This window comes from Weizmannia sp. FSL W8-0401 (assembly GCF_038009125.1).
GTDB classification, from domain to species: Bacteria; Bacillota; Bacilli; order Bacillales; family Bacillaceae_C; genus Weizmannia; species Weizmannia coagulans.
Genome location: NZ_JBBPAG010000001.1, coordinates 597,345 through 622,531 on the forward strand (window position 1 = coordinate 597,345; position 25,187 = coordinate 622,531).

Genomic DNA, 25,187 nt, shown 5'->3' on the forward strand with positions numbered 1-25,187 from the left:
TAAGATATAAGTACGACCAAATATCCAGGGAGTGATTTCATGACTATTTCTATTCTAACACAAACCAGAGACTTTTCAATACAACAAAATTTGATTCCCCACAATTGGCAAGACTATGCCGATATACCATTTGTCATTCCAGCCATGTGTTTCCCATGGGAGATTTTTAAGCCGATTGAACGAGAATACTACACCCTTTTATATTTGCACCTAAAAAATGAAAGAGCACATGATCCTTCTAATGAAATACAACCGGCACTATTTTCAATAACGGAGGAAGAAGACAAGTCTGCGTCTTCATTATTTCATCTCCCTTCCACTGGGAGAAAACCGCATCCTTTCATGCCCTTTTTTCGTGCTTTTGAACTGGCCTCTTTACAGTATATTGAAGTGATGGTGGAGAGTGTCTATTTGCAAGTGAAATCAAACCCGCTATTTGCCACCATGTGTGGATTTACGGAGAAAATTCCGAGCTACCGTTCCTTTGCTCGTTTTGATCAAATCATGACAACAAATGGTCTTTGGGAAAAAGCCCGGCTATTGGTTGTTGAATATAATAAAGGGGAAGGCGTGGTTGAAACGAATGAGGAAGCAGCCGCCGTGGATACATCGCATATAGAGGCAGAAGCAACCTTGAATAAAACAAGGAAGACGTGTTCTTGTGAGGGTGATTGCGATTGCCCCAAAGTCCTTACGGACGACAATGTAGGGGTAATGCGTAAAAGTAATGCAGTCTCCTATATTGCGCATAAATTATCAATGGTGTGCGGGGTGAGATCCGGTTTGCCTTTGACGCGGGAAGTATTTAAAGGAAATACACCCGATGGGAAAACATTAGAACCGACATTGGAAACGTTTAAGGCAGAGCACCCCGAGATGGCTGAGCAGTTGAGCTTTATCCTGGCAGATGGAATCTACCAAACGCCGGAAAATCAAAAAGTGACAAAGGATGTATTACAGGCGAAATTGGTGGCACCGATCAATCCACGGAACCGTAAAGATAAACCAACTACCGCCCGGGGGATTGAAAAAATCAACCGGTACGGCACTCCCATCTGTATCAGTGGACATAAAATGGAACTTAGAGGATCTGATCGGGAAAAGGGGCAATATATTTACACTTGTCCTGTATTTCATCCAAATGCCAAGCAAGAAGGTCTCACCTGCCCGCTAGCGAATCACGCGGAATGTTGTAATGGGGCAGCACAAGGAAGAGTATTTAGGATAGACTTTGATCAAACGCCTCAAGTAGATGTCGAGTTGCCGCAACATGGGCGCACATTTGAAGTGTTATATAGTGCCAGAACGATCATCGAAAGAATCTTTGGCATTCTAAAAGACGGATACAGTCTCCGTCGTGTTCACAAGCGTGGGAAACAGGCAGTTGAAGCTCATGTAGATCGATGCATGATATCTATGCATATCATGGCAAATATGGCGTACCATCAGACTGGAAAGGCCAATTGTGGATGGACACGCAATCGGCTGCAAAGAGCAAATTAAGTTATTCACAGGTGGATATGTGAATAACTCAAATGAACGTTTTCTTTCCACAAAGGGTAGTGAAAAAAACCATTTTGTGAAGGCGGGATACGTATGCCCTTTTTTTGAAGAAAAATGACCGTTTTACTTCTATTGAATTAAAAATCTGGATGTAAATTGAAAATCTGGATGAAAAGGCAAAAAAAATCGGGATAATTAATTTTCCAGAGCCTCGCTCAAGGGTATATTTTTATTTTGGCAGAGGCTCTGAAGAAAAATGACCGTTTTACTTCTATTGAATTAAAAATCTGGATGTAAATTGAAAATCTGGATGAAAAGGCAAAAAAAATCGGGATAATTAATTTTCCAGAGCCTCGCTCAAGGGTATATTTTTATTTTGGCAGAGGCTCTTAGCATTCACAAGGCGGTGTTAAAAAAATTTGAGGATACCGAATATGAGGGACAGCAATCGGAAATCTATGATTATCTATGTGACCAGTTTGGAGTAGATGACGAGGAAGACGAAAATGATGAAAAAGGAGTGGATGAAAAATGAGCGCTAAAATCCAATTTACAAATATTAACCTTGCAAAGGACAATGACGGAAATATTACCGGTGCAACGGTTCCAGTAACGGTGACATCTCAAATTGATTCGGCGTATTTTTCGACATCTGGCACGTATACCCTGACACGTGATGAGTTGACCAGTACCGGATTCGATATGGAAAAATTTGAAAAACTATTGTCACAGAAAACGGCGGAAAATCTATCCGCCATGGTGAACGACATGACGGCAGATAATACAGCAGAACAAGAGACAAATTAAAAACACATTTCTGCCCATCTTATGATAAATTAATAGTATGAAAAGAATATTTTTTATTTCCATAGTCTGCATTTTTGTTTTTAACCTGATGGGCTGCTCTTCCGCGGTTGCGAAAAAAGAAAAAAAGGAAACACTTATTATTGCTCACAGAGGAGCAGATGACCGGGCACCTGAAGAAACAATGCCCGCATTTAGGCTTGCCGTCAATGAAAAAGCTGATTATATTGAGTTGGATTTAAGGGAAACAAAAGACAACAAACTCATACTGATGCATGATCCAACTTTGGACAGAACTACAAATGGGAAAGGGGATGTAACACGTTACAGTTTGAAGCAAATCAAAAAGTTGGATGCGGGAAGCTGGTTCGGTAAAAAATACAAGGGCCAACGTATTCTTACCCTTGAAGAACTCATCAATCAGTATGGATCGAAAACAAATTATTTTATTGAAACCAGACGAGTCGGCAATGAATTAAAAATGGAGGAGCCATTGATCAGGCTTCTGAATAAAAAAGGCCTAATTAAGAAAAAGAAGGTAATGATTGAATCTTTTTCGGCAAGAAGCCTTGAGAAAATCCATAAATTGGATAGATCAGTTCCTCTCGTGCAACTAACGCTTTTTAAAAACAAAAAAGACTTCACTGATCAGAAAACAAGAGAATGGAGGAAGTACGCTGTTGGCATTGGCTTAGATGCAAAACTGGCTGACAAAAAATTAATCCAAAAAATGCACCAAAACCATTTGAAAGTATATGTATTCTTCTTTGATTCTAAAAAAGAAAAAGCAGAACAAAAAAGAGTCATAGAAGATGGAGCTGATGGCGTTTTTACAAATCATCTTACTTATACAAAGGCATTACTGAAATAAGCATCCGGGTGGGTGCTTTTTTTATTGCATGAAAGAAGGAAGAAGTGCTCGCTTTTGTCGTGAAGAAGCCGGGAGACGAAACGTCAGCGCAGGATTTGGCCACATATTGCCTCAAGCATCTCGCGAAAAACAAAGTGCCGAAAAAATTTGTCTTTCTAGATGACCTGCCGCGCAACGGGGTCGAAAAAATTTTAAAAACGCAGCTGAGGAAACAAGCTGCCGATTTGCAACCGTAATGGCGGTTGTTTTTTTGTGCAAGCGCTGTGTCCGGCATAGAAAAAGGCTTTTACAGGAAAAATAGCGGCGAAGCGGGCGCCGCTACCTGTTATTGGAGTTGTGCCGGGACAGAAGATGTGTGATAGAAAATATTTTCCCTTGTTAACTGAAAGTGCTGCAAAAATGCCTCAAAATAAGCTTCAAACGGTTCCCCATTACGCACAAGCCTGTCGAGGTGCTTGGCGATGCCGACAATTTCGGAAATCACAAGTTGCGGGTTCTGTTCTAGATTTTTCCGGAAATAAAAAATTTCTTCGTAGATCATTTCGTCCGGCGCCACACCCCGCTTTACAGCAGACCGCGTTTTTTCTTCGCGCTCGTAAATTTTGTTGATATACCGCTTCAGCAATTCTTCATATGTTTTTCTGTCCACCACCCCTTTATGGTGGGAAGTGATGAAAATTTGCGCATCTGTTTCCAACGTGGTTTTCGCGGATGCGATAAAGGCGTCAATGTCAGAGTCGGCGTTGTTGTACCACGGTCCGAAAGAGGCCAGGTCAAAATCGCCGGCAAACAGGACACCGTGTTCCGGAAAATACGGGCAGCAGTATCCTTCCGTATGGCCGGGCGCATGGATCATCAACATTTTCGTCCCATATACATTGAGCTCTTCCCCGTACGGATACCATTTTTCCGTAAGGTTCAGCACCGGCTGCCAGTGCGGGCGATTCCAGTTTTCAGGCGGTTTCTCAAACAGCTGCTTCATCCACTTTTTGCGGCTCTCCGGGTCGGCCGGGCTCAGCATACCGCTCGCTTTTGCCAGCTCTTCAACATCATTCAGTTTTTTTACATCATATGGATTGATTTGAATTTCGGCGTCTTTAAACAGGTACGCGCCCCAAATATGGTCCAGATGGTAATGGGTCAAATAAACAGACCGAATGGCGTATTCCTTTTTTATTTCATTTAAAATTTGAAAGCCGCTGCCGCAGTCAACCAGCGCCGCCCCCTGCCCGCCCTCGACGAGAAGCGAGGTACTGAACGGGACACGGCTGCCGTTTTCCCCCGGAATGACGGTAAGCGGCCCGAATTTCGTATATGCCATGGGTAAGGCCCCCTTTAAAATGAATGATCATTCATTTTTCTTTATTATAATGAATTTGAACCATTTTGTCTATTGCAAAAATACCTTTAACAATCTTCCCATATACGCTCTCATTGCCTTTTCCAAATCATAACCCCCATCATGCAAGCACCAGTCATACGTGACGCCCCGTGCTGCAATGAAGAGGTACTCCGTGATTTTTTCTGCAGGCATATCACGAGCCATCTGATGATTAGCCAAAAACGTACAAGAAGAGCGTCGGGAAATACCTGGTATAGTGCCGAGAAAAACGTGAGATATACGGAACAAAATCATCCTTGAGTTTGCGGGCATTCATTGGTATAGTAAAAATAGCACATTAAATTTTGACAACTTTCAATATTAAAGGGGAGTAGAAATGATCGAGTTTAAGAGCGTTTCTAAAGTTTATCCGAATGGGACACGAGGGTTAAACAATGTGAACCTGACGATACATAAGGGTGAGTTTGTCGTAATTGTCGGTCTTTCCGGCGCGGGAAAGTCTACATTACTGCGCTCAATTAACCGACTGCATGAAATCACGGAAGGTGAAATTCTGATTGATGGCAAGTCGATTACCGCTGCCAAGGGAAAGGAACTTCGTTATATCCGCCGTAATATCGGGATGATTTTCCAAAACTTTAACTTAGTGAAACGTTCTACGGTACTGCGTAATGTGTTATCCGGCCGTGTTGCCTACCATTCAACCCTCCGAACAATCTTGGGTCTGTTCCCGAAAAAAGATATGGATCTTGCCATGGATGCGTTGGAACGTGTAAATATAAAAGAAAAAGCGTATTCGCGTGCAGATGAATTATCTGGTGGGCAGCAGCAGCGCGTTTCGATTGCGCGGGCGCTTGCACAGGGGGCAAAAATCATTCTAGCAGATGAACCGGTAGCGTCGCTCGATCCGCTCACCACAAAGCAGGTAATGAATGACCTCAAACGGATTAACCAGGAGCTGGGGATTACAACGGTCGTAAATCTTCACTTCGTTGATTTGGCGAAGGCCTACGCGACAAGAATTATTGGCATCCGTGCCGGGAACATCGTGTTTGACGGCCCCGTATCTGAAGCGACAGATGATGTTTTCGCTGATATTTACGGCCGTAATCTGAAGGATGATGAGCTATTAGGGGGTGCGTTGTAATGGATGTAATCAGGCGGAAAAGAGTGGCAAGGATAAAGACAAGCCTGACCATCCTTTTCCTGATACTTATCATTTGGGGGAGCGCGCATACTACACAAGTCTCTTTGGCAGCATTGTGGGCAGGCCGCAGAAACATGGGGTCGTTATTGAATGAAATGTTCCCCCCTGACTGGCATTACTTCAGTTCCGTCACCAAGCCGATGCTTGCTACGATCCGCATGGCGATTTTGGGGACAACCTTTGGCGGCATCGCAGCGATTCCTGTTGCCCTGCTTGCATCAAGCAATGTTGTGAAAATACCGGTCATCTACCAAATTGCCCGCGTCATGATGAACTTGATCCGGACGCTGCCTGAGCTGCTGCTTGCCGCATTGTTCGTACCGGTTTTCGGGATCGGTGAAATACCAGGAATATTTGCGTTGGCGGTTTTTTCATTCGGGGTCATCGCCAAGCTTTTCTATGAATCGATTGAAGCGATTGACAGTGGGCCGCTTGAATCCATGACAGCGGTGGGCGCCAATAAAATCCAGTGGATCTTTTTCGGAGTAGTGCCGCAAGTGACGGCAAGCTATATGTCGTATTTCCTTTATAGTTTTGAAATTAATGTTCGTGCGGCAGCTGTTCTGGGGTATGTCGGCGCTGGCGGAATCGGACTGTATTTAAATAATGCCCTCGGTTTTTTCCAATATAACCAAGTGCTCACGATCATTTTATACACGTTTGTTGTCGTTCTGATCATTGATGGCTTAAGTAATCGGATAAGGGAGAAATTAATATGAGGGGTCAATCGGATTTGGTAAAAAAACCGCTGCTGAAGAGGATCAAAACATGGGCGATTGTGCTGATTGTCGTTCTGATCTATGCATGGGCATTCGGCAGTGCACCCCATCTTGAATTAAAAGATACGGCGGCACAGGCATTAAAAGCGATCATTCATGGGTTCATCCACCCCGATTTCGGCTATATTTATGATCCGGACGGGGAAGATTTGTTGCATGCTCTCCTTGAAACATTAGCAATCGCGGTTTTAGGGACATTTATCTCGGCAGTTCTATGCGTGCCGTTTGCGTTTTGGGCAGCGCGGAATATGAGCAAGTATTATGTCGTTTCCACGCTTGGAAAAGTGGTTTTAAGCAGTATTCGCGTATTTCCGGAGCTGATTATGGCACTTTTGTTTATTAAATCGGTCGGGCTTGGCGCTTTTGCCGGGATACTGGCACTTGGTTTCCATTCGATCGGGATGCTTGGAAAACTGTTCGGAGAGTCGATTGAAAATATGAATTTTTCTGCCAGAGAGGCGCTGATCGCATCGGGTGCAAACCGGATCCAGGTGCTGTGGTTTGCAATTCTGCCGGAAGTCATGCCAGCTTTTATGTCATACACGCTGTACCGGTTTGAAATTAGCGTACGGTCGGCGGCAATTTTGGGAATTGTCGGTGCCGGCGGAATCGGTGCACCGCTGATTTTTGCTTTAAACGGCCACTCATGGGACCGGGTTGGAATTATTCTTTGGGGTATTATTATAATGGTTACGATAATCGACTATATTTCCGGATCGATCCGCAAGCGTTTGATATAACAAGCGGTTTTTTCGATAAACATGGACTGTTCAATTAGGATAATAGATAAAAGAAAAGGCTGCCTGCAGTGCTTTATTAACGCCCTGCAGGCAGCCTTTTCATGCGTTTTCGTGCTTATTTTCCGATTTTCTGGACTTTTTCGCTGTATTCTCGAACAGTATCGAAGTTCGCATCGGATGATTTTTTATAGCCGACATGTGTGTAAATATCTTTGATTATTTTTTGACCTTTTGGATCATTTCCAATTTTGATAAAAGCGTCAGTGACCTTGTCTTTCCACTTTTTAGACATATCCGGCCGTACACTAATCGTGTCATTTGGAATTTTCTCCGTCAAGAATAAGTAATGCGTTGTTTTATAAATATTCGGGTACTCTTTTTCAACAATATTACGGGCATCGACAAAGACGGCAGCAGCATCAACGTCACCCGACATCAGCGCCTGCACGCCTTTGTCATGGCCCTGCAGTTGGACGCCGGTTACATCTTTTTGCGCATCGACACCGGCTTTTTTCATTTCAACGGCCGGCCATACATACCCCGCAGAAGATGTTGGTGACTGCCAGCCAATCTTTTTACCTTTTAAATCTTTGATGCTTTTAATGTTAGAATCATTTTTAACAAGCATGCCGGAATAATAGTAATCCACTTTTTCCGAAGTGGGTTTTCCGGTTTTCGGATCCACCCCGTAGCGGAGCGCCTGTAATAAGACATCTGCATAGTGTTTTTTATGGGCAAGCACATAATCCGTTGGCGGCAGGAATCCGATATCCAGCTGCTTCGAACCCAATGCTTCCACAATACTGTTGTAATCCGTTGTCACTGTTACGGTGACCGGAATGCCGAGTTCTTTTGACAATAGTTTCCCCAGCGGTTTAGCTTTCGCTTCCAATGTTTCGGCATTCTGGGAAGGCACAAAGCCGATTTTCAGTTCTTTAGGTGTATAGGAACTGCTGCTGGAGTGGCTGCTATTCCCTGATTTTTCCCCGCTACTCCCGCAACCGGCAGCCAAGGAGGAAGTCAGTCCTAAAACGACAAACAGTGCAAGAAACTTTTTCAGCATACATTTACCCCCAATTTTATCATGATGGATTCACCTTCACTTCCAGTTTCTATTATATACTACATGGAAAACAAAATAAACGAAATTTTAATTGTTATCCTGAAATATTCATAGCTACAAATCCCATTTGATAAATTTTGTTAAAATTAGTTGAAAATAACGGTATTTAATTAAGAACCGTAGCCAATTCATAAAATAACTGAATTTTCAATAGAACAACTCTGGTATTTTGGGCATACTTGCCCCTTGACTGAAAAATTTATTTTTTCAGTTATGAGAAGTATTCTATTGGTCATTCCAATTGTAGCTTTTGAATTCGATTCAGTACATCCCAAAAGAAATTTTGATACACAAAACTCGATGATAGTTTGAAGTAAAGGGATCTGCCTGATTTCACGACTTTACTTGCCGCTTTAATTAACCGAGTACGTATCGTATCAATTTGCATAGTTTTTTGACCTTCCGGAAAACAAAGAGTTCGTAACCAATTGGTCAAATTATATGCAAGAAGTGTTAACATCATTTTTACTTCGTTCACTAGAAAAGCGTGGCTATTCATATGATCAAAGTAAAAGCCATTTTTTGCTTCTTTGATATAGTTTTCCATCGTCCCTCTTTTTTGATAAGCTCGGACGATATCTTGAGGAAAAGCTAATTCAAAGTTAGTAACAAAAAAGGAATGGGTAAAGAACAGCTCACCTGCAGGACGTACCGATTGAATAATCACCCTTCTTGGTTTTGACCATGATTTTGCTTGGTAAATCGTTTCTTCATAATAGGTTTCCGTCTTGGAAACATCTAAAGGTGCGGAAGAAGGATGGTATTCCTTCGCTAAACTTTGTAGTTGTGAATTCGATTTCAACCGAATAATATACAAAACAGATTCTTCTTCACACAGATCGTATAATCCCGGAACAGCAAACCCGCTATCTCCACGAAGAAACAGGGTAGTTTCCGGAAACATTTCGTTATAATGTTTAATGAGAGGCCGAATAAATTCCACCACACCATTTGATGTATAAACATTTCCGGGACGGAGTTGTGCTTTCAAAAAGTCACCAGTCGCACCATCAAAGGCGACTAATGGATGAAAACCCATCGTGCCATAATGAGTATTATATGACGAAGATTCTTGGTCCCCATATGTATCCGAATGAGTCGAATCCAAGTCGATAAATAACTCTTTCGATTGTCGAAAACAATGAATCTTATCAAGCATTTCTTGGTTAGCCAGATTTAATTGTTCAATTGAATCTTTATCAAATCGTGTATAAAAGCGAGACAAACTGGGCTGGGAAGCAAGTGTTGGAGTTTCAATGATTTCCTTAAACACAGGATCATGAGTCAACTGATCAGCCGCATCATCTTCCGCATACCCGGCAATGAGTTGATAGACTTTTTGACGTAACAAGTTTTCATTTGAATGAAGATAATATTTCCTTGAATCGTTAAGTCTCAAGTACTTAACTAAAGTCTTTGAAAAACCAATTTTTTCATCGAATTCTCTAAAAAGAAACTCACCTGTATCGGAGGAAAGAGAACCTCCATCATTTGACAATTTAATTTTATGATTGAAATCAAGTGTTTTTTGCGTTAAAGTAACCATATAAAGAGTCCTTTCTGTTTGGTTTTTGTTTTGGTTACTTTAACTTTAACAGAAATGGATTCTTTTTTCATTTTTTTAATGAATTACAATAAAGCCGAAAAGGCTTGGTAATCCATAAGTTATAATAAGTTTCTGAATTTCTGTGAATAATTCAGGTTGTTTATAAATGTTTTAACAACGCAGAAAAAATGGGGATTTTTGAACATACATGGAAAATGTAAAAGAAAAAAGCTACAATGTGGATAATGAGATGTCGAAAAGAAAGGAAATAGGGATGAAAACATTTGAGCTGGTGATACTTGAAACAAGCGATATTCATGGAAATATTCTGCCGATCAATTATGGAACAAATGAGGAAGCGGCTGTTGGGTTGGCAAAAATCTCCACTTTGGTCAAAACAGAACGCGCACGGCAAAAGCACGTGCTGCTTCTTGATAATGGAGACCTTATTCAAGGGACGCCGCTAACCTACTATTATGCAAGGATTGATTCAGAAGGTCCCAACCCGATGGTGCTTGCTGCCAATTCGTTGCAGTACGATGCAGCCGTGCCGGGAAATCATGAGTTTAACTATGGGCAAGCGCTGCTCCTGGGGGCGGTGAAGGAATCCCATTTCCCGTGGCTGTCCGCCAATATTTTAAACGAGCAGACGAAAATGCCTTATTTTGGGCGCCCCTATATCATAAAAAGATTCGCGGAAGGATTGAAAGTGGCCGTACTGGGATTGACTACTCCTTATATCCCAAACTGGGAGCAGCCGCAGCATATCAGCGGGATGTTGTTTGCCGACCCTGTTGAAACGGCAAAACAGTGGGTGAAATTTTTGCGTGAAAAAGAACAGGCAGATATCGTCATCCTCTCTTACCACGGCGGATTTGAACGGGACTTGGACAGCGGCGAACCGACAGAAGACTTGACAGGTGAAAATCAGGGTTACCAGCTGTGCCAGAAAGTATCCGGAATCGATGTGCTTTTGACCGGTCATCAGCACCGGATGATCGCTGGAAAAGCAATCAACGGGGTGACGGTGGTACAGCCAGGCAATAACGGCAGGGCGGTAGGAAAAGTTGTATTGCAATTGGAAAAACAACAGGGACACTGGCGCTGTGTTCAGAAGACATCAGAACTTTTGTCTGTTGAAACAGTAAAAGCCGACCCTGCGATTATTTCTCTTGCCAAACCATATGAAGAGGCGACACAGGCCTGGCTTGACCAGCCAATCGGTAAAATTGAAGGGGATATGCTCGTGCATAACCCGATGGAGGTCCGCTTGAAAGATCATCCCCTGATTGAATTTATGAATCGCGTGCAAATGGAAGCGACTGGGGTAGACATATCATGCACAGCACTATTTGATAACCAGTCGCCAGGCTTTCCTGAAAACGTGACAATGCGGGATGTTGTTTCCAACTACATTTATCCGAATACCTTTAAGGTTATCCGAATTACCGGAGCAGATATAAAAGCGGCACTTGAGCGTTCGGCTAGCTATTTTAAGATTAGTAACGGCGGGACAATCGAAGTCAACCCCGCTTTTTCGAACCCAAAACCACAGCATTATAATTATGATATGTGGGAGGGCATCGACTATGTGATCGATCTGTCAAAACCAGTCGGCAAACGGGTTGTTAAACTCAAATACAAAGGAAAGCCCGTTGATCCGGCCGCCGAATATGATGTCGTGATGAATAACTACCGGGCCGGCGGTGGCGGTGATTATTTGATGTTCAAGGGTAAGCCTGTTGTAAAAGATGTGCAAATCGACGCGGCCGAACTGATCGCCAACTACATTTTAGAACGGAAAGTGATTCGGGCAACGGTGGATCACAATTGGAAAGTGATTTTTTAAAGAAAGTGTATGTCACATGGCCAAAATGGTAAAGCCCAATGCGATGCGGCTGCTTGATGACCATAAATGCCCATACGGCTGTCACTTTCAATTCCACTAATGGACTGTGTCGTGACTTTTCTCAGAAACGCGGTAGCCAAAAGCCCACAAAAAGAGTATCGAGAAATACCCGGTATAGTACCGACGTGATATAAAATAGAAGGCTGAAACTTTTTACACTTTTTGCGATTTTGATTATAATAGGCTTTGTACATTGTTTATTGCAAAATTAAAGTGCAGAGATGTGCAAAATTTCTATGCAAATGGTTATGCAGAGGGGCTTTACATGGAGGGGTAGCCATGATAACCTGTTTGGGTTTGCCAAATCTGTTACAGCTGGCCGCTTGGCAAAAGAATCATGGCTGCAGAGGCTCCATGTCAAGCCCTTAATAGCGAGAATTCAGATTGAATTTTTATGCGGTATAAACGAATTTATATACTGCAATACTCTGCACTTTTTTCTTGCAAAAAACAGTACATATTGGGACGAGGAGGGAATGCCAGTGGCAAAGTTAGATGAGACATTGTCCATGTTGAAAGATTTAACCGATGCAAAAGGGATTGCCGGCAATGAAGCAGAAGTGCGTGCCGTTGTCAAAAAATATATAGAGCCCTATGCCGATGAACTCGACACAGACGGCCTCGGCAGCTTAATTGCGAAGAAAACGGGGCAGGCGGACGGTCCGAAGATTATGATCGCCGGCCATATGGATGAAGTTGGGTTCATGGTGACGCAAATTGATGAGTCAGGCTTTCTGCGCTTCCAAACGATCGGCGGCTGGTGGTCACAGGTGATGCTTGCCCAACGCGTTACGGTTGTAACAGATAAAGGTGATGTGACAGGTGTGATCGGATCAAAGCCACCACATATTTTATCACCGGATGCACGCAAAAAATCGTACGAAATCAAGGATATGTTCATTGATATTGGTGCCACAAGCCGGGAAGAAGCGCTTGAATGGGGCGTAAAACCGGGCGACATGGTGGTACCTTACTTTGAATTTACGGTTATGAAAAATGAAAAAATGCTGCTTGCCAAAGCCTGGGATAACCGGATCGGCTGTGCAGTTGTCATTGATGTGCTAAAAAATCTGCATAAAGAAAACCATCCAAACATCGTTTACGGCGTAACAAATGTCCAGGAAGAAGTGGGCTTGCGCGGTGCGAAAACGGCAGCCAGCAAAGTGAAACCGGATATTGCCTTTGCACTTGATGTCGGGATTGCCGGGGACACACCGGGAATCTCCGAAAAAGAAGCGCTTAGCAAAATGGGCAAAGGTCCGCAAATCGTGATTTACGACGCTTCAATGGTGGCGCATAAAGGCTTGCGCGATACGGTTGTGAAAGTTGCTGAAGAGTTAAATATCCCGTATCAGTTTGAATCGATTCCGGGCGGCGGAACAGACGCCGGCTCCATTCACTTAACAGGCAGCGGCATTCCATCTCTTGCCATCACGATTGCAACACGCTATATCCACTCGCACGCCGGTATCTTGCACCGTGATGATTACGAAAATACTGTTAAACTAATAACAGAAGTGATCAAACGTCTCGACCGCAAAACAGTAAACCATATTATTTTTGACTAAAATCATAAAAAATTCCGGGCACTTTTTGATGTCCGGATTTTTTTATGAATAAAGTTTTCCGATAGTCCACCAAAAAGCCCTTTATGCAAAAATTTGCCACCAAGTATTCTCTTCTTTTGTCCGCCTTTCATATCCTCTTATTGGTGTCTCATGGGGAAGATGATGGATGGCCGCCACCATCTGAATATCCTGGTTTTAGTAAGTGAAGAAAGGGAAATAAGTAACCAAGTTAGCCTAAAAGACCTAATTTTTGAAAAAATATTGAAACGAGAAGCTGGTTGATAGAAAATAGTGGAAAAATAAATTTAACCAGGAAATCAAAAATTGGGAGGGCGGCACGATGATCACGTATGAAGATGAACTAAAACAAGGAGCAAGAGAAGAAGGGAGAAAAGAAGGACTACAAGAAGGTAAACGAGAAGGAAGACAAGAAGGGAAAATCGAGATCACCCGAAATCTCATTAAACTTGGGATGCCACTAGATTTTACCAAAAAGGCAACTGGCTTTTCTGAAAAAAAGATCCTTGAAATAAAGGAGAAGCTGGAAAAGGAATAAGGGCTGATGGCTTTGAAATGGGAGGGAAGCATGATAATAACGTATGCGGATGGACTAAGAAAAGAAGGGAAACGAACATGAACCGACTGTGCGTAAAGATGTAAATTTCCAATTTCACTTATATATGAATAAAGAAAAACACCATCCAATAGGATGACGTTTTTCTCACGCTTCCGTATACTCCGTTTCGTGGCAGTTCGGGCATGGAGGGAGCCTGTCCTTATCTTCATCAAGCGTAATTTGTTCCCCGCAATTTTTGCATTTGTACTCGCTTTTCCCGGTGTTTCACCTGTATGTGGCATCGACCATGCTCCTTTCGTTTCGTATTGCCGTTTGAATACCCGCGCGAAAAAGTTTCTAAACATCGGCGCGCTTACGCGTGCAAAACTGCCCGTTCGCTACAGGCTGAAATCCAACTGCCATGCAGCGGGTTTTCCGCCGGGGCATTTTCCCACAAGCTGCCCGGGATCCCGTAATTGAACATAAAACACCCCGCCGCGAAATTTCCGCAGCGGGGTTCCTGATTAAGGCACCATCCAGGAAAGGATGTTGGATTGCAGGAAGGTGAGCAGGCAAATGATGAAAAGCAAAAACATACTGTGCTTGACTGTGAATCTCAGCAGTTGTGCTTCCCTGCCGATCAGCCCGGTTGCAGCGCAGGCAACGGCAATCGACTGCGGGGAAATCATTTTTCCCGTGACACCCCCGGATGAATTGGCCGCAATGGCAAGCAGCGGATTCATGCCGACCGACTGGGCCGAAACTTGCTGGAGCGTGCCGAACAAAACATTGGATGAAGTGTCCGAGCCGGTAATGAAAACGCCGAGCCAGCCGAGTACCGGTGAGAAAAACGGAAACAATGCGGCTGTTTTGGCGAGCGCCAATGCCAATGTTGTAATCATGCCGGAAGCGTTCATGACATACGCAAAGCCGACAATGAACAAGATGGTAAGAATCGGAAACTTCAATTCTTTTAACGTTTCAAAGAATGCGGCAAACCATGCTTTCCATGAAATTTTTAAAAGAAACTTCGTGACAATGGCTGCGATAAAAATCGCTGTGCCTGCAGTGCCAAGCAGATCCAGCTTATACATGGCCGCGATCGGGGTGTGTGCGCCGTTGATAATATGATTGTTTAAAAATGGCACATTCCCGCTGAACGAAGCCGCCCCGCCGATCGGGTTTAGAGCCTTTAATACCGGGTTCGCCCCGGCATACTGCCCGGTGAGCGCAAGTTTGATCTGCGGGATGCCCCAGATGGTGATCAAAACCGTCAGGACAATAAACGGCGACCATGCTTTTGCAATTTGCCCGCCTGTATTGGAAACATGCGGCGTTTCGAGCGCGGCAGCAGCCTCTTCATGCTCAAAATAGAAAATGTTTTTCGGCTTCCAAAATTTCAGGAAGACGGCAAGGACAACCAAAGATACGAGTGCCGATAAAACGTCCGGCAGTTCCGGCCCCAGGAAATTGGAAGCGAAGAACTGTGTCAAGGCAAAGGACAAGCCTGATACAATAAGCGCCGGCAGCACTTCCATTGCTTTTTTAAAGCCCGCCATGACAATGATGAGATATAGCGGGATGAACATGGAAATAAGCGGCAATTGCCGTCCGATCATTTTTGAAATTTCCAGCGCAGAAACGCCGGTCGGCCCTGCCATCGCAATGACAGGGGATCCGATTGCGCCAAATGCGACCGGTGCAGTGTTGGCCAATAAGCAGATGCCGGCTGCATAAAGCGGGTTGAATCCGAGACCGACAAGCAGCGCAGCGGTAATCGCAACCGGTGCGCCAAACCCGGCACAGCCTTCCAAAAAAGCGCCGAATGAAAACGCAATCAATAAAGCTTGCAATCTTCTGTCTTCCGTGATCGATACGACTGAGTTGCGGATCACATCAAACTGGCCGGTTTTGACCGTCAATTTATATAAGAACACAGAATTGATAATGATCCAGGCAATCGGCAGAATCCCATACACAATCCCCTGGCTGGCCGACATAACCGGCAGTACGGCCGGCATTCTGTAAACGATCACAGAAATCAGCAGCGCAATCACCAGTGTGGCAAGGCTTGCAAGATGTGCCGCCATTTTTTTTATGGCGAGTGCCCAGAAGAAAAACAGAATCGGAAAGGCAGCAATCAGTGCGGATAAAAACAAATGCCCCTTAAGCGGAATAAAATTTTGTACGTACTCCAACAATCTACACTCCTTTTTGAAAAATTTTCTCCAATCCATCCCAATTGCAATTTTTAAGGTCATTAGATGAAATAGTCATCAGATGATAAGGCTTACATGTTAAAAAGTATAAGTATAATGAAAAGAAAAAACAACTCTTTTTTTAAATTTTTGTTTGCTATTTTTCCGGATTGCTGGTATTCATAAAATATAGAAAAGGGATAAGAGGAGAAAACATGAAGTATAAAAAAATTAAACCTGCAAAAATTTATGAACAAGTGGCAAATGAATTGATAGAGATGATCCAAAACGGGGAGCTTAAGCCTGGGGATAAGCTCGATCCGGTGCCGCTTCTGGCGGAAAAGTTTTCAGTGGGGAGATCAGCTATAAGAGAAGCGCTAACATCACTAAGGGCGCTCGGCTATATTGAATTAAAACAGGGCGAGGGGACATTTGTCCGCAACTTTGATGCAAGCGGCATTTCGTATCCCATTTCGCAGGCAGTACTGATGAACCAGGAAGATGTGGCAAACCTGCTTGAAGTCCGGAAGATTCTCGAAGCCGGAGCAGCAGCCGCGGCCGCTGTCAAACGGACTGAAGCTGATCTGGAAAGTATACGCCAGGCGCTCGCAGATATGAAGCGGGCGACGGGAAACGAAGAACTCGGTGAAAAAGCAGATCTTGCCTTTCATCTTGCCATTGTCCGGGCGGTACAAAATCCGATTCTTGCCGGGCTGATGAACCAGGTCGCCGAAACGATGGAGGATGCAATGAAAGAAACGCGCAGAATGCTTCTTTTTTCTGATCCTTCCACAATGGGCGCCTTGTACGAACAACATGAAAGAATCAGGGTAGCCATCGAAGAAAAGGACAGCGAAAAAGCGCGCAAGGCCATGATCGGCCATTTGCAGTTTGTGGAAAGCAGCCTGCAGGATTTTCTGCGTTAACCAATCTGTTTTCATGAACGCAATCGTCCGCAGCGTATGTGCTTTGGGACAGTACGGCTCCTTTGAGAAACCTGGGAATGAGAGGAAATTTAAAGCCTGTTCCGCTTTGAAATATTTTTCAAGCGGGACAGGCTTTTGTATTGCGCCGATCCGTACGGCTTCGGGCTTTCGATGACAGGGTAATGCCAAAACAGAACAGCGGGAAGCATTCTCCGCTATTGTTCCGGTATTTGTTGGCTGCTGGGGTATCCGGCCTGGGTGGTCTTGTATTCTTTTCCCGTTTCATTTTTTATGTCACTTTCCTCCGCGCTTTCCCATATACATAGGGTATAGGCAATTTTTCAGAAATGGAAAGCGGGGTGCGGCGGCGATGAAGCAAATGTTTTCAGCGTTGAGCGGCAAGATTAAAGAAAATGCGATTGATGTGTATATGGATAGTATCAATCCGGCTGTCCGGGATCCGGTATTTTTCAGCGTCGGCATGCCAAATGGCAGCATGATCCCGAAAAAAGAACTGCAGCGCATCATGAATGAAATCTTTGAGGCGGATCCGGCACTCCTGTATGAGTATTGCAGTGCAAAAGGGTTTGGTCCGTATGTGGATGCCATCTCCAAAAAGGAAAATATTCCTGAAGCTTATGTCATGGCGACAAACGGCAATACGCAGGGGGTTGACCTTGTCTGCAGAATGCTGCTGGATGAAGGGGACAGTTTTGCAATGGAAATGTACACGTATTCCATTGCCTTTTCGGCGATGCACCAGTACCGGCTCAAGGCGGCCGGCATTCCGCTTGAACAAGATGGTCTGGATGTTGATTTTCTTGAAAAAACATTGCAAACAAGAAGATTGAAAGCGATTTATATTATTCCGAATGCCCAAAACCCGACCGGCGTCACGACCTCTCTCGAAAAACGGAAAAAACTCATTGAACTCGCTTACCAGTATCATTTTATCATTATAGAAGATGATCCGTACCGTGATCTGCTGTTTCACAGCCGCCCTCCTTCCTTGTTCGAACTCGATCCCTTAAAAGAAAGAACCATATACCTGTACAGTTTTTCAAAAGTCATGGCACCCGCGATGCGGACCGGCTTTATTCTCGCACACCCGGCATTTCTGAAAAAACTCGAACAGTTTAAGCAGGTAACAGACGCCTGCACATCGCCGATAAACCAGATGCTGGCGGGAAAACTCATTTCTTCCGGAAACTGGCCACAGATCCTTGCAAAACAAAAACACTTTTATGAAAAACGGAAAGACTGGACAAAACGGTTTTTACAGCATATGCACGAAACGGAGCAGTGGGAAGGGGCTGAACCTGCCGGCGGGCTGTTTTACTGGATTGATGTTAAAAAAGGCGGTGTGGCGGAATGGATGAAAATGGCGGCACAGGACGGCGCCGTATTTGTGCCGGGTGATGCCTTTACGCTTGAGCGCGGGCCAAACACAAAAATCCGCCTTTGTTTCGCCTACTGCAGTGATGAGGAAATGAAAAAAGGGTTTGCCCGTCTGGAAGAAAGTTTCAAAAAGTGGAAGAAAACAAGCGCTTAGCGGGGAGGATCCGCTAAAGGGATTTCCGGGCGTGTGAAAATTCCAGGCTGCCATGTTCTCCGGGATTACACTGGCTGTTTGTCAATCGTATATTGGAATTTTTTCGCGTTCTTTAAAAAGAGGGGGGCGTCTCCCTTTCACCCGGCATTCCAATCTCCCGTGTATTCCGGAATGCTTCATGGACAGGCGTTTTGGAGCGCTTTACGTCCGGGCGGCGTTCCTTAAAATACCAGTAAAGCTGTTGGTTTTCGCAAGCTCTTTACTGTTCTTCAAAAGGCCGGCGCAACGGGAGGAAGAAACCGGTGATTCGGTTTCTTACCCACTCCGCTGCTATTTGCGGGTGGTAATTCTTTTCAAACCGCCAGCCGCGCACAAACACGGTATAGGAAAGGTCGTTCCGTTTGTAAAAGCGCATCTTTTTTCTGCCGGCTTCCCGTTTAACCTGGGCGAGGCAGGATGAAATTTGCAAAAGCATTTGGTCTGTTGCAAAAAGATAAGGCTCTTTAAATTTTAACAGGCTTGCCCGGATCGCTCTCTGGTCCCGTTCCAGCGTCCTTTTGGCAAGCGGCAGAAGGATAAATGCCTCGATCAGTTTTTCTTCTTCCTCGGTTAAGATTTGCGGCATACGGATCACCTGTTTCCATTATATAAACAAACGCATGTTCCGGTCAATCGTTACTTGGTTTTCGAAAAATGGATTGTTATAATAATGTTCACCATATACGCCAAAATGATAACAAAGCGAATTTCGATCATCTTGATAAAAAAGGGAAATGAAGAAATGAATGACAAAGACGGAGATTTTGCGAAAGGCTGTCTGATTGGCATTGGATTGTCCATTCCGGTGTGGGCATTTGTAATATGGGTTTTGTTCAAGCTGTTTTGAGCGTTTCCGTTTTCCACGGGCCGCTTTTGTAAAAGCACTCCGGACGGGGCAGGTACCGGCGGCTGATGCAAGTTTGTAAGGTTGTTTGCCTTTTAGCACACGTTCCCCGTAAAAGGGACAGGTATCTCTCCAACTGGTGCAGGCGCCAATGTTTTTTGTTTATTCCGTGCACCTGCCAGGTATTTTTACAACAAACAGGCAGTGATGCTTGCTTGAGGAGCATCAATCTAGCCGGGAGGAGGCACCAAATGGATTACAACAAGGACAAAAAAGGCGACTCGCCGGAACAACAGGAAAAACAGCATCATCACAAAGACATAGAGCCGGAAAGATCTCCGGTAAAACCGCAAGAAAAGCAAAAATACAAATTGAAAAGGGCAGGCCCCGGGCAATGGGGCCTGTCCTCATTGTTCCATATTGGTAACCATGTTATGGACTTTGTCGCGTTCTGCCTGGCTGACATTGAGGTAGTAGATGCCATCAATGGTCGCGCTTGAGCCTTTTACTTCATAGTCTGTCGTATTTTGGCGGCAGTCGCGGTAGTTCATCGCAATGTTTTTCATATCATCAAGCGTCAGGTTTGTTTTGATGTTGTTCTGGATCGCAGCCAGGATTTCCTGATAGCGTGAGAAAGACTGGATTGTCGACGCTTTGTTAATGACGGCCATAATGACGTCACGCTGGCGCTGGTTGCGGCCAAAGTCGCCCTGAGGGTCAAGGTGGCGCATTCTCACATAACCAAGCGCTTTTTTGCCGGTATCCAATGTGATGTTCCCTTTGGCGTAATAATAGCCTTTTTTATAATATCCTTCGTCATGCCAGCTGATTTTGTTGTAGACGGTTACACCGCCAACAGCGTCAACAAGGTCAGCCAGTCCTTCCATGTTTATGCGTATGTACTGGTCAAGATTTAAATCGGCAAATTTGTTTACTGTATCCAGTGCCATTTTTGGCCCGCCATAAGCGTAAGCCGCATTTATCTTATTCAATGTCCCCTTGCCCACGATTTCTGTCCTCGTATCACGCGGAATGGAAATCATCTGCATGGCTTTTTTTTGCGGGTTCAGGGTAAGAATAATGACCGTATCGGATCTTCCTACATCTCCGGCCCGTTCATCCACACCGAGTAAAAGAATGGAGATGGGTTTTTCGCTTTTAATTTTTTCTGTATTCTTCTCGGATGGTTTCACGGATTTGCTGTCATACATTTTGTCTGCGGCATTTTGGACTGAATGGTAGACGTAATAGGCGAACCCTCCGCCTCCGATCACGATGATCGCTAAGAGAATCCCGAGTGTGATAAATATCTTCTTCATTTTTTCGACCCTTTTCTTCAAATTTTTTTCTAATCTAATCGCTATCATATCATGGTTTTTCCAAATTGTTAACGGGAATTTTTCGTTTATGCAACGGCCCGGAAATCAATCTGTATTGCTTAAGGCTTCCGATTCCGGTATGATAATGGCACGATATGAGACAGATTTGGCCAGAGGGGGACGCTTGTGAGAGAGCTTTTGAGAAACCGGTTTGTCCGGATGGTGTTTGTATCCGCGTTGTTTTTGCAGGTGGGCATTTGGGTGCAGAATTTTGCCGTCCTGTTGTTTGTGACAGAAAAAACAAACGGGAACCCGTTTGCCGTTTCCATGATTTCAGTGGCGGAGTTTCTGCCCATTTTCATTTTTAGTTTTATCGGCGGGACATTTGCGGACCGCTGGCAGCCGAAGAAAACAATGGTTTGGTGTGATTTGCTGAGTGCCGTATCCATTTTTGGCGTCATCGGCGCGCTTGTTTTTGGCTCGTGGCAGTCCGTCTTTTTTGCAACACTGATTTCCTCGATTTTATCGCAGTTTTCGCAACCGTCCGGGATGAAACTGTTTAAAATGCATTTGGAGGAACGCCTGATCCAGCAGGCAATGGCCGTTTACCAGACCATTTTTGCTGTTTTCATGATTTTTGGCCCGGTGGTCGGCACGTTTTCCTATGAAAGGTTTGGAATAGATTATTCTATTTTGATAACCGGTCTCGCTTTTCTGTTTTCCGCCGCCAGTTTGTCATTTATCCCGCAAGACCAGGCAATTGAAAAGAAGGAAAAATTGTCGAATATTTTCCAGGAAATGAAGAGCGGTGTTCGCTATGTATTATCTAAAAAGGAATTGCGGCTGTTGGGACTTGGTTTTCTGGCGGCCGGGCTTGGCGTCGGTTTTATCCAGCCAATGAACATTTTCCTCGTAACGGACCGCCTCGGCCTGCCGAAAGAGAACCTGCAATGGCTTGTGATGGTGAATGGCATTGGGATGATTACAGGCGGCGCTTTTTCCATGGCCCTTTCAAAATCCGCTTCACCGCAAAAAATGCTGTTTACCGGTATGCTTGCAAATGCCATCGGGCTTGCGGTAATCGGTGCTTCGACTGCGCTCTGGCTGACGCTTGCCGCCGAACTCGTTTCGGGCTTTTTCATGCCGAGCATCCAGATCGGCATCAACACCCTGATCCTGCAAAATACAGAATCCGATTTTATCGGCAGGGTGAACGGCATTTTGAGCCCCCTTTTCACTGGTTCCATGGTGGTGACCATGAGCCTTGCGGGGGCATTGAAGGAATGGTTTTCGATCACTGCTGTTTTCGAACTTGCTGCGTTGTTTTTCATCATCGGGCTGTTCTTTGTTTTTCCAATGTTGAAAACAGGTGTGCCGGGGAATGCAGAATCGGAGGGAAAATAGCAGCATGTCCCAATTTTCATGTGGGGGAACTGCTCACGAATGTTCGCGTTCTGCTCGAAGTGTACCATCTATAGCGTGGATTTTGCGGAAATGGAGCATGCAGGCGGCAGGTATGCGGGAAAAAGCGGGGAGATTGTGGCTCGCGCTGCTTTGTGGAATATGAACAACGGCAAACCGGAAAATGATCCATCCGGCAAAAGGGAGGGGCTTGCACATAAGCCCCTCCCTTTCAGATTCCCTTCATCCGTTCTGGCAGGTTTTGGATCGATTCAATCACCGCATCAAGTTTGGCCTCAATCCGGTACAGCAAAAAGACGGTGACGGCGACCGGAAATCCGACTTCACTGATGAGCGACACCATTTCATGCATTTCTCCTCTCCCCCTGTAAAATCAAGAGCCCCCGTTCCGGAACGGGAACCGGGGGCAAAAGATTACGCCAGCGTATATTCCGTAATGTTTTGCTCAATAAGGCGTGCGCCTTTCACGCTGGAGAGCGCCATGCCGGATGAACTGACCAGCACGCCCGAGCCGAGCATCTGGGCCATGGCGTTTTTCACTTTCACCGTATCGATGGGTTCTGCCGGCTCATCGACTGCAACCCTCACTGTTTTATTGTCCTGCGTCAAAAACTGAAGTTCCAAAGTTTTCATCTACCCATTCCCCCTTTTTTTATTTTCACGCACTGATGTCGTTCAAGTCAGTGCGCGTCACACGGACCAGCGCTTTTTGCTGCAGCGAAGCGTATGCCTCTGCAAATTGCCGGATGGCATCGGGTGTTGCCGACACGGCCACATTGGCAAACGACTTCGCTTTGGTCACCGGTTTTCCATTTTCATTCACCCCGTTATCAAAGATTAATGAAATGCGGGAATTTGTTAAATTGACTTGTGCCATTCCCGCTCACCCCCTTTCACTCCTTATATAGCGGCTGAACAGAAAAAAGGGTACTATTCTTTTGTTGAAAAGATAGAAATAGGGATGGCAATGCAGGAGCGGCAGGACAATCGTTCCGGCAAATTACCGCTTCGGTCAAACAAAACAAACAAACGGCATTCATCGTCCAAAACCATGTGGCAGAACTCGTTAAAATTGTAAAAGAAATCGAAACAGCCAGCGCCGGGGTCGCAGCGGAGGCCGAAAAACGCCACAATGCAGCGGGAATATGAAACTTCCCGCTGCTTTTTAGTGGAAATGGTAAGGGTTGTGCAGGCCAGTCCCATACTTTTGTTGCTGCAGAAGAATCCACTCATCGACATTGCAGCCAGGCAAATTTGGGTAAAACTTGTAAAAAAACCTCTCTCATTTTCAGCCACCATTCGGACGGCTGTGCTAGAATGGAAGAAACAACTTTTCAAAAGGGCCGGGTTGCCCGGACAAAGGTACAGGAGGAATTTCATTGAGAATGTTCAGGCGGGCATTATCTTTGCCTATTATTCTATCGCTATTGTTTATACTCCCGGCCGGGGTATTCGGCGCAGGCGGAAGTGCGTCGGCCCAGGACTATTATAAGCTTGTCAGCAACGAGTCTGTCTCGAGCCTTTTGACAGAGCCGACCGGCACTTTCAAGATTGCGAACCTGGCACCGCCCCATCAAAAGTTCAAAAGCAGTGTTTACCGGATTGATTACCAGAAGCCATTTGATCTATTAAAATATTTAAGCCTGCGGAAGTATTCCATCCGCATGGAAATGAAAAAAACCCGCCCTCCCCGGGTAGGTGATACGAAAAAATTCTGGGTGTCCAATCTTGCCAGCAATAAAGATTACCAAATAAGCGCCAAGCTTTTATACAGCGGGTCGCATGCGGATGTCTGGGTATACAACAACAAGCTGAAAGGCTACCAGGCTGCACAGCTTGGAAAAGAATTTGACAACCGTATTTATGCGCTCGATACGAGATATTTCGGCATGCCGTCCGATGTTGATGGTAATGGGAAAGTGAATATTCTTTGTTATGACATCCAGGACGGGTTTGATGGCTCGGGCGGATATGTAGCCGGCTATTTTTACCCGCTTGACCTTTTTGATGCCGACACTTCCAACAAGTCGGAAATCTTTTATATTGACACATACCCGCTTATGGGGACGGGGACATCCAAAAATGTAAATGTAACCGAAGCGTATTCGACGCTCGCCCATGAGTTTCAGCATATGATCTCTTTTAACCAGAAAGTGTTCATCCAGCATCATTGGGATACGTTTGATACATGGATTGACGAAGGGATGTCCATGGCCGCAGAGCAAATCTATACCGGCAAACCGCTTTCCGACCGGATTGATGACTATAACAATGATGCTTCCATTACAAACGGCCACTCGCTTCTCTACTGGGATGACAGCGGGGATGTGCTTGCCAATTATTCCTTGTCCTATTTGTTTATGGAGTATTTGAAAATCCAATGCGGACAAGGCGATGCCATTTTCAAAAAAATCATGGATGATCCGAATACAAATGAAAAAGCTATCCAGGATGTGATCCAAAAATACATTGACCCGAACCTGACTTTCGGGCAGTTTATGACCGATTTCCGGGCCGCACTCGTGTTAAAGCAGACAAACGGATTATACGGATTTAAAGGGAATGCCGCGTTCAAACCGCTCCGAATTAAAACTTACAACGGCAGTTCACTGAAATTAAAAGGCGGCGGGGCGGTTGTGAAAAAGCTGTCTTCGGCAAGCCGCTTCTCCGTTCCGTCCGGAAAAGGGCGGGATGTGACGTACACGCTGCTGTCCGGAAGTATCGGCGGCAAGGCACAGCAGCCGAAAACACCTAAGAGCCCTTGCCAAAATGCTATATCCCCTGAAACTGTAAGCATTCAGACAATTAAAGTTCGTTGATTTATTCCACTAAAGAAAAAAGACGTTTGTAGAAACATTATGACAAATATAAAAAGAAATTGTGAGTTTTTGATTTTAATAGGATAAATTTGCTTATTATAAGTGCCAGAATTTTATCAC

Annotated in this window: 25 protein-coding genes and 1 pseudogene; 15 read left to right on the forward strand and 11 right to left on the reverse strand. The window is 44.7% G+C overall.

What is annotated here, in order from left to right; translation table 11 throughout:
• The first annotated feature begins 39 nt into the window (after positions 1-39).
• From NSU00_RS02770 to NSU00_RS02790, 5 genes are all read left to right on the forward strand, one after another.
• Positions 40-1,503, forward strand: a complete 1,464-nt coding sequence (locus tag NSU00_RS02770) for a transposase (protein ID WP_340702297.1) — start codon at positions 40-42, stop codon at positions 1,501-1,503.
• Positions 1,504-1,879: 376 nt separating this feature from the next.
• Entirely contained in the window at positions 1,880-2,038 is a 159-nt protein-coding gene (locus tag NSU00_RS02775; RefSeq protein WP_340702298.1) for a hypothetical protein, read from the forward strand.
• On the forward strand, positions 2,035-2,310 hold the full coding sequence (locus tag NSU00_RS02780) for a hypothetical protein (protein WP_013858419.1): 276 nt from the start codon (positions 2,035-2,037) through the stop codon (positions 2,308-2,310). Before NSU00_RS02775 ends, NSU00_RS02780 begins: the two co-directional genes overlap by 4 nt.
• A gap of 37 nt (positions 2,311-2,347) precedes the next feature.
• The gene (locus NSU00_RS02785) at positions 2,348-3,178 is read left to right on the forward strand and encodes a glycerophosphodiester phosphodiesterase family protein (RefSeq protein WP_340702299.1); all 831 of its coding nucleotides are present in this window, start codon (positions 2,348-2,350) and stop codon (positions 3,176-3,178) included.
• A gap of 44 nt (positions 3,179-3,222) precedes the next feature.
• The gene (locus NSU00_RS02790) at positions 3,223-3,414 is read left to right on the forward strand and encodes an AMP-binding enzyme (RefSeq protein ID WP_041818730.1); all 192 of its coding nucleotides are present in this window, start codon (positions 3,223-3,225) and stop codon (positions 3,412-3,414) included.
• Between the two features lie 89 nt (positions 3,415-3,503).
• Here the strand turns inward: NSU00_RS02790 and NSU00_RS02795 are convergent, their stop codons facing one another.
• Positions 3,504-4,499 carry an MBL fold metallo-hydrolase gene (locus NSU00_RS02795; RefSeq protein WP_019722143.1) on the reverse strand — a complete coding sequence of 332 codons (996 nt, stop codon included), beginning with the start codon at positions 4,497-4,499 and terminating at the stop codon, positions 3,504-3,506.
• Between the two features lie 397 nt (positions 4,500-4,896).
• Between NSU00_RS02795 and phnC the strand changes: the two genes are divergently transcribed.
• The 3 genes from phnC to phnE (NSU00_RS02810) are packed head-to-tail and all read left to right on the forward strand — an operon-like array spanning position 4,897 to position 7,246.
• Positions 4,897-5,667: a phosphonate ABC transporter ATP-binding protein gene (phnC, locus tag NSU00_RS02800; RefSeq protein WP_029142746.1), complete on the forward strand. Its 771-nt coding sequence runs from the start codon at positions 4,897-4,899 to the stop codon at positions 5,665-5,667.
• A complete protein-coding gene (phnE, locus tag NSU00_RS02805; protein ID WP_013858423.1) occupies positions 5,667-6,446 on the forward strand; it encodes a phosphonate ABC transporter, permease protein PhnE in 780 nt (259 codons plus the stop codon). The genes phnC and phnE (NSU00_RS02805) overlap by 1 nt, the downstream gene beginning before the upstream one ends.
• Positions 6,443-7,246 (forward strand): phosphonate ABC transporter, permease protein PhnE, encoded by an 804-nt coding sequence (phnE, locus tag NSU00_RS02810; protein WP_013858424.1) that lies wholly within the window; start codon positions 6,443-6,445, stop codon positions 7,244-7,246. The genes phnE (NSU00_RS02805) and phnE (NSU00_RS02810) overlap by 4 nt, the downstream gene beginning before the upstream one ends.
• A 115-nt stretch (positions 7,247-7,361) precedes the next feature.
• Here phnE (NSU00_RS02810) and NSU00_RS02815 read toward each other — a convergent pair whose 3' ends face one another.
• A complete protein-coding gene (locus tag NSU00_RS02815; RefSeq protein WP_029142613.1) occupies positions 7,362-8,309 on the reverse strand; it encodes a phosphate/phosphite/phosphonate ABC transporter substrate-binding protein in 948 nt (315 codons plus the stop codon).
• A gap of 292 nt (positions 8,310-8,601) precedes the next feature.
• The gene (locus tag NSU00_RS02820; RefSeq protein WP_017554688.1) at positions 8,602-9,915 is read right to left on the reverse strand and encodes an IS1380-like element ISBco1 family transposase; all 1,314 of its coding nucleotides are present in this window, start codon (positions 9,913-9,915) and stop codon (positions 8,602-8,604) included.
• A gap of 208 nt (positions 9,916-10,123) precedes the next feature.
• Here NSU00_RS02820 and NSU00_RS02825 point away from each other — a divergent pair, with 208 nt between their 5' ends.
• The 3 genes from NSU00_RS02825 to NSU00_RS02835 all read left to right on the forward strand — a co-directional run bounded on the left by NSU00_RS02825 (position 10,124) and on the right by NSU00_RS02835 (position 13,948).
• Positions 10,124-11,764, forward strand: coding sequence for a bifunctional metallophosphatase/5'-nucleotidase (locus NSU00_RS02825; RefSeq protein ID WP_340702300.1), 1,641 nt, complete (start codon positions 10,124-10,126; stop codon positions 11,762-11,764).
• Between the two features lie 542 nt (positions 11,765-12,306).
• Positions 12,307-13,392 carry a M42 family metallopeptidase gene (locus NSU00_RS02830; RefSeq protein ID WP_026104662.1) on the forward strand — a complete coding sequence of 362 codons (1,086 nt, stop codon included), beginning with the start codon at positions 12,307-12,309 and terminating at the stop codon, positions 13,390-13,392.
• A gap of 340 nt (positions 13,393-13,732) precedes the next feature.
• On the forward strand, positions 13,733-13,948 hold the full coding sequence (locus NSU00_RS02835; protein WP_340702301.1) for a hypothetical protein: 216 nt from the start codon (positions 13,733-13,735) through the stop codon (positions 13,946-13,948).
• A 165-nt stretch (positions 13,949-14,113) separates the two neighbouring features.
• Here NSU00_RS02835 and NSU00_RS16015 read toward each other — a convergent pair.
• Both NSU00_RS16015 and NSU00_RS02840 read right to left on the reverse strand, forming a co-directional pair.
• Positions 14,114-14,218: pseudogene (locus NSU00_RS16015) on the reverse strand (zinc ribbon-containing protein); the annotation flags it as partial.
• Positions 14,219-14,472: 254 nt separating this feature from the next.
• Complete coding sequence (locus tag NSU00_RS02840) at positions 14,473-16,146, reverse strand: L-lactate permease (RefSeq protein WP_046721814.1); 1,674 nt, start codon at positions 16,144-16,146, stop codon at positions 14,473-14,475.
• A 215-nt stretch (positions 16,147-16,361) separates the two neighbouring features.
• On the opposite strand from NSU00_RS02840, the gene NSU00_RS02845 reads away from it, so the two are divergent.
• Together NSU00_RS02845 and NSU00_RS02850 are read left to right on the forward strand one after the other, a co-directional pair.
• Positions 16,362-17,072, forward strand: a complete 711-nt coding sequence (locus NSU00_RS02845) for a FadR/GntR family transcriptional regulator (RefSeq protein WP_340703380.1) — start codon at positions 16,362-16,364, stop codon at positions 17,070-17,072.
• Between the two features lie 370 nt (positions 17,073-17,442).
• On the forward strand, positions 17,443-18,624 hold the full coding sequence (locus NSU00_RS02850) for an aminotransferase-like domain-containing protein (protein ID WP_340703381.1): 1,182 nt from the start codon (positions 17,443-17,445) through the stop codon (positions 18,622-18,624).
• Positions 18,625-18,883: 259 nt separating this feature from the next.
• On the opposite strand, the gene NSU00_RS02855 is transcribed toward NSU00_RS02850, so the two are convergent.
• Together NSU00_RS02855 and NSU00_RS02860 are read right to left on the reverse strand one after the other, a co-directional pair.
• Positions 18,884-19,249: a hypothetical protein gene (locus NSU00_RS02855; RefSeq protein ID WP_013858433.1), complete on the reverse strand. Its 366-nt coding sequence runs from the start codon at positions 19,247-19,249 to the stop codon at positions 18,884-18,886.
• 665 nt (positions 19,250-19,914) lie between these two features.
• Positions 19,915-20,874 (reverse strand): LCP family glycopolymer transferase, encoded by a 960-nt coding sequence (locus tag NSU00_RS02860; RefSeq protein WP_340703382.1) that lies wholly within the window; start codon positions 20,872-20,874, stop codon positions 19,915-19,917.
• Positions 20,875-21,012: 138 nt separating this feature from the next.
• On the opposite strand from NSU00_RS02860, the gene NSU00_RS02865 reads away from it, so the two are divergent.
• The gene (locus tag NSU00_RS02865) at positions 21,013-22,230 is read left to right on the forward strand and encodes an MFS transporter (protein ID WP_029142620.1); all 1,218 of its coding nucleotides are present in this window, start codon (positions 21,013-21,015) and stop codon (positions 22,228-22,230) included.
• Between the two features lie 229 nt (positions 22,231-22,459).
• Here NSU00_RS02865 and NSU00_RS02870 read toward each other — a convergent pair whose 3' ends face one another.
• The 4 genes from NSU00_RS02870 to NSU00_RS02885 all read right to left on the reverse strand — a co-directional run bounded on the left by NSU00_RS02870 (position 22,460) and on the right by NSU00_RS02885 (position 23,547).
• The gene (locus NSU00_RS02870) at positions 22,460-22,600 is read right to left on the reverse strand and encodes a YvrJ family protein (RefSeq protein WP_013858438.1); all 141 of its coding nucleotides are present in this window, start codon (positions 22,598-22,600) and stop codon (positions 22,460-22,462) included.
• A 62-nt stretch (positions 22,601-22,662) separates the two neighbouring features.
• Positions 22,663-22,881: a DUF2922 domain-containing protein gene (locus NSU00_RS02875; protein WP_013858439.1), complete on the reverse strand. Its 219-nt coding sequence runs from the start codon at positions 22,879-22,881 to the stop codon at positions 22,663-22,665.
• A 25-nt stretch (positions 22,882-22,906) separates the two neighbouring features.
• Positions 22,907-23,125 (reverse strand): DUF1659 domain-containing protein, encoded by a 219-nt coding sequence (locus tag NSU00_RS02880; protein ID WP_013858440.1) that lies wholly within the window; start codon positions 23,123-23,125, stop codon positions 22,907-22,909.
• A 53-nt stretch (positions 23,126-23,178) separates the two neighbouring features.
• A complete protein-coding gene (locus NSU00_RS02885; RefSeq protein ID WP_340703383.1) occupies positions 23,179-23,547 on the reverse strand; it encodes a hypothetical protein in 369 nt (122 codons plus the stop codon).
• Positions 23,548-23,633: 86 nt separating this feature from the next.
• On the opposite strand from NSU00_RS02885, the gene NSU00_RS02890 reads away from it, so the two are divergent.
• Positions 23,634-25,067, forward strand: a complete 1,434-nt coding sequence (locus NSU00_RS02890) for a M30 family zinc metallopeptidase (RefSeq protein WP_340703906.1) — start codon at positions 23,634-23,636, stop codon at positions 25,065-25,067.
• The last annotated feature ends 120 nt before the right edge of the window (positions 25,068-25,187 follow it).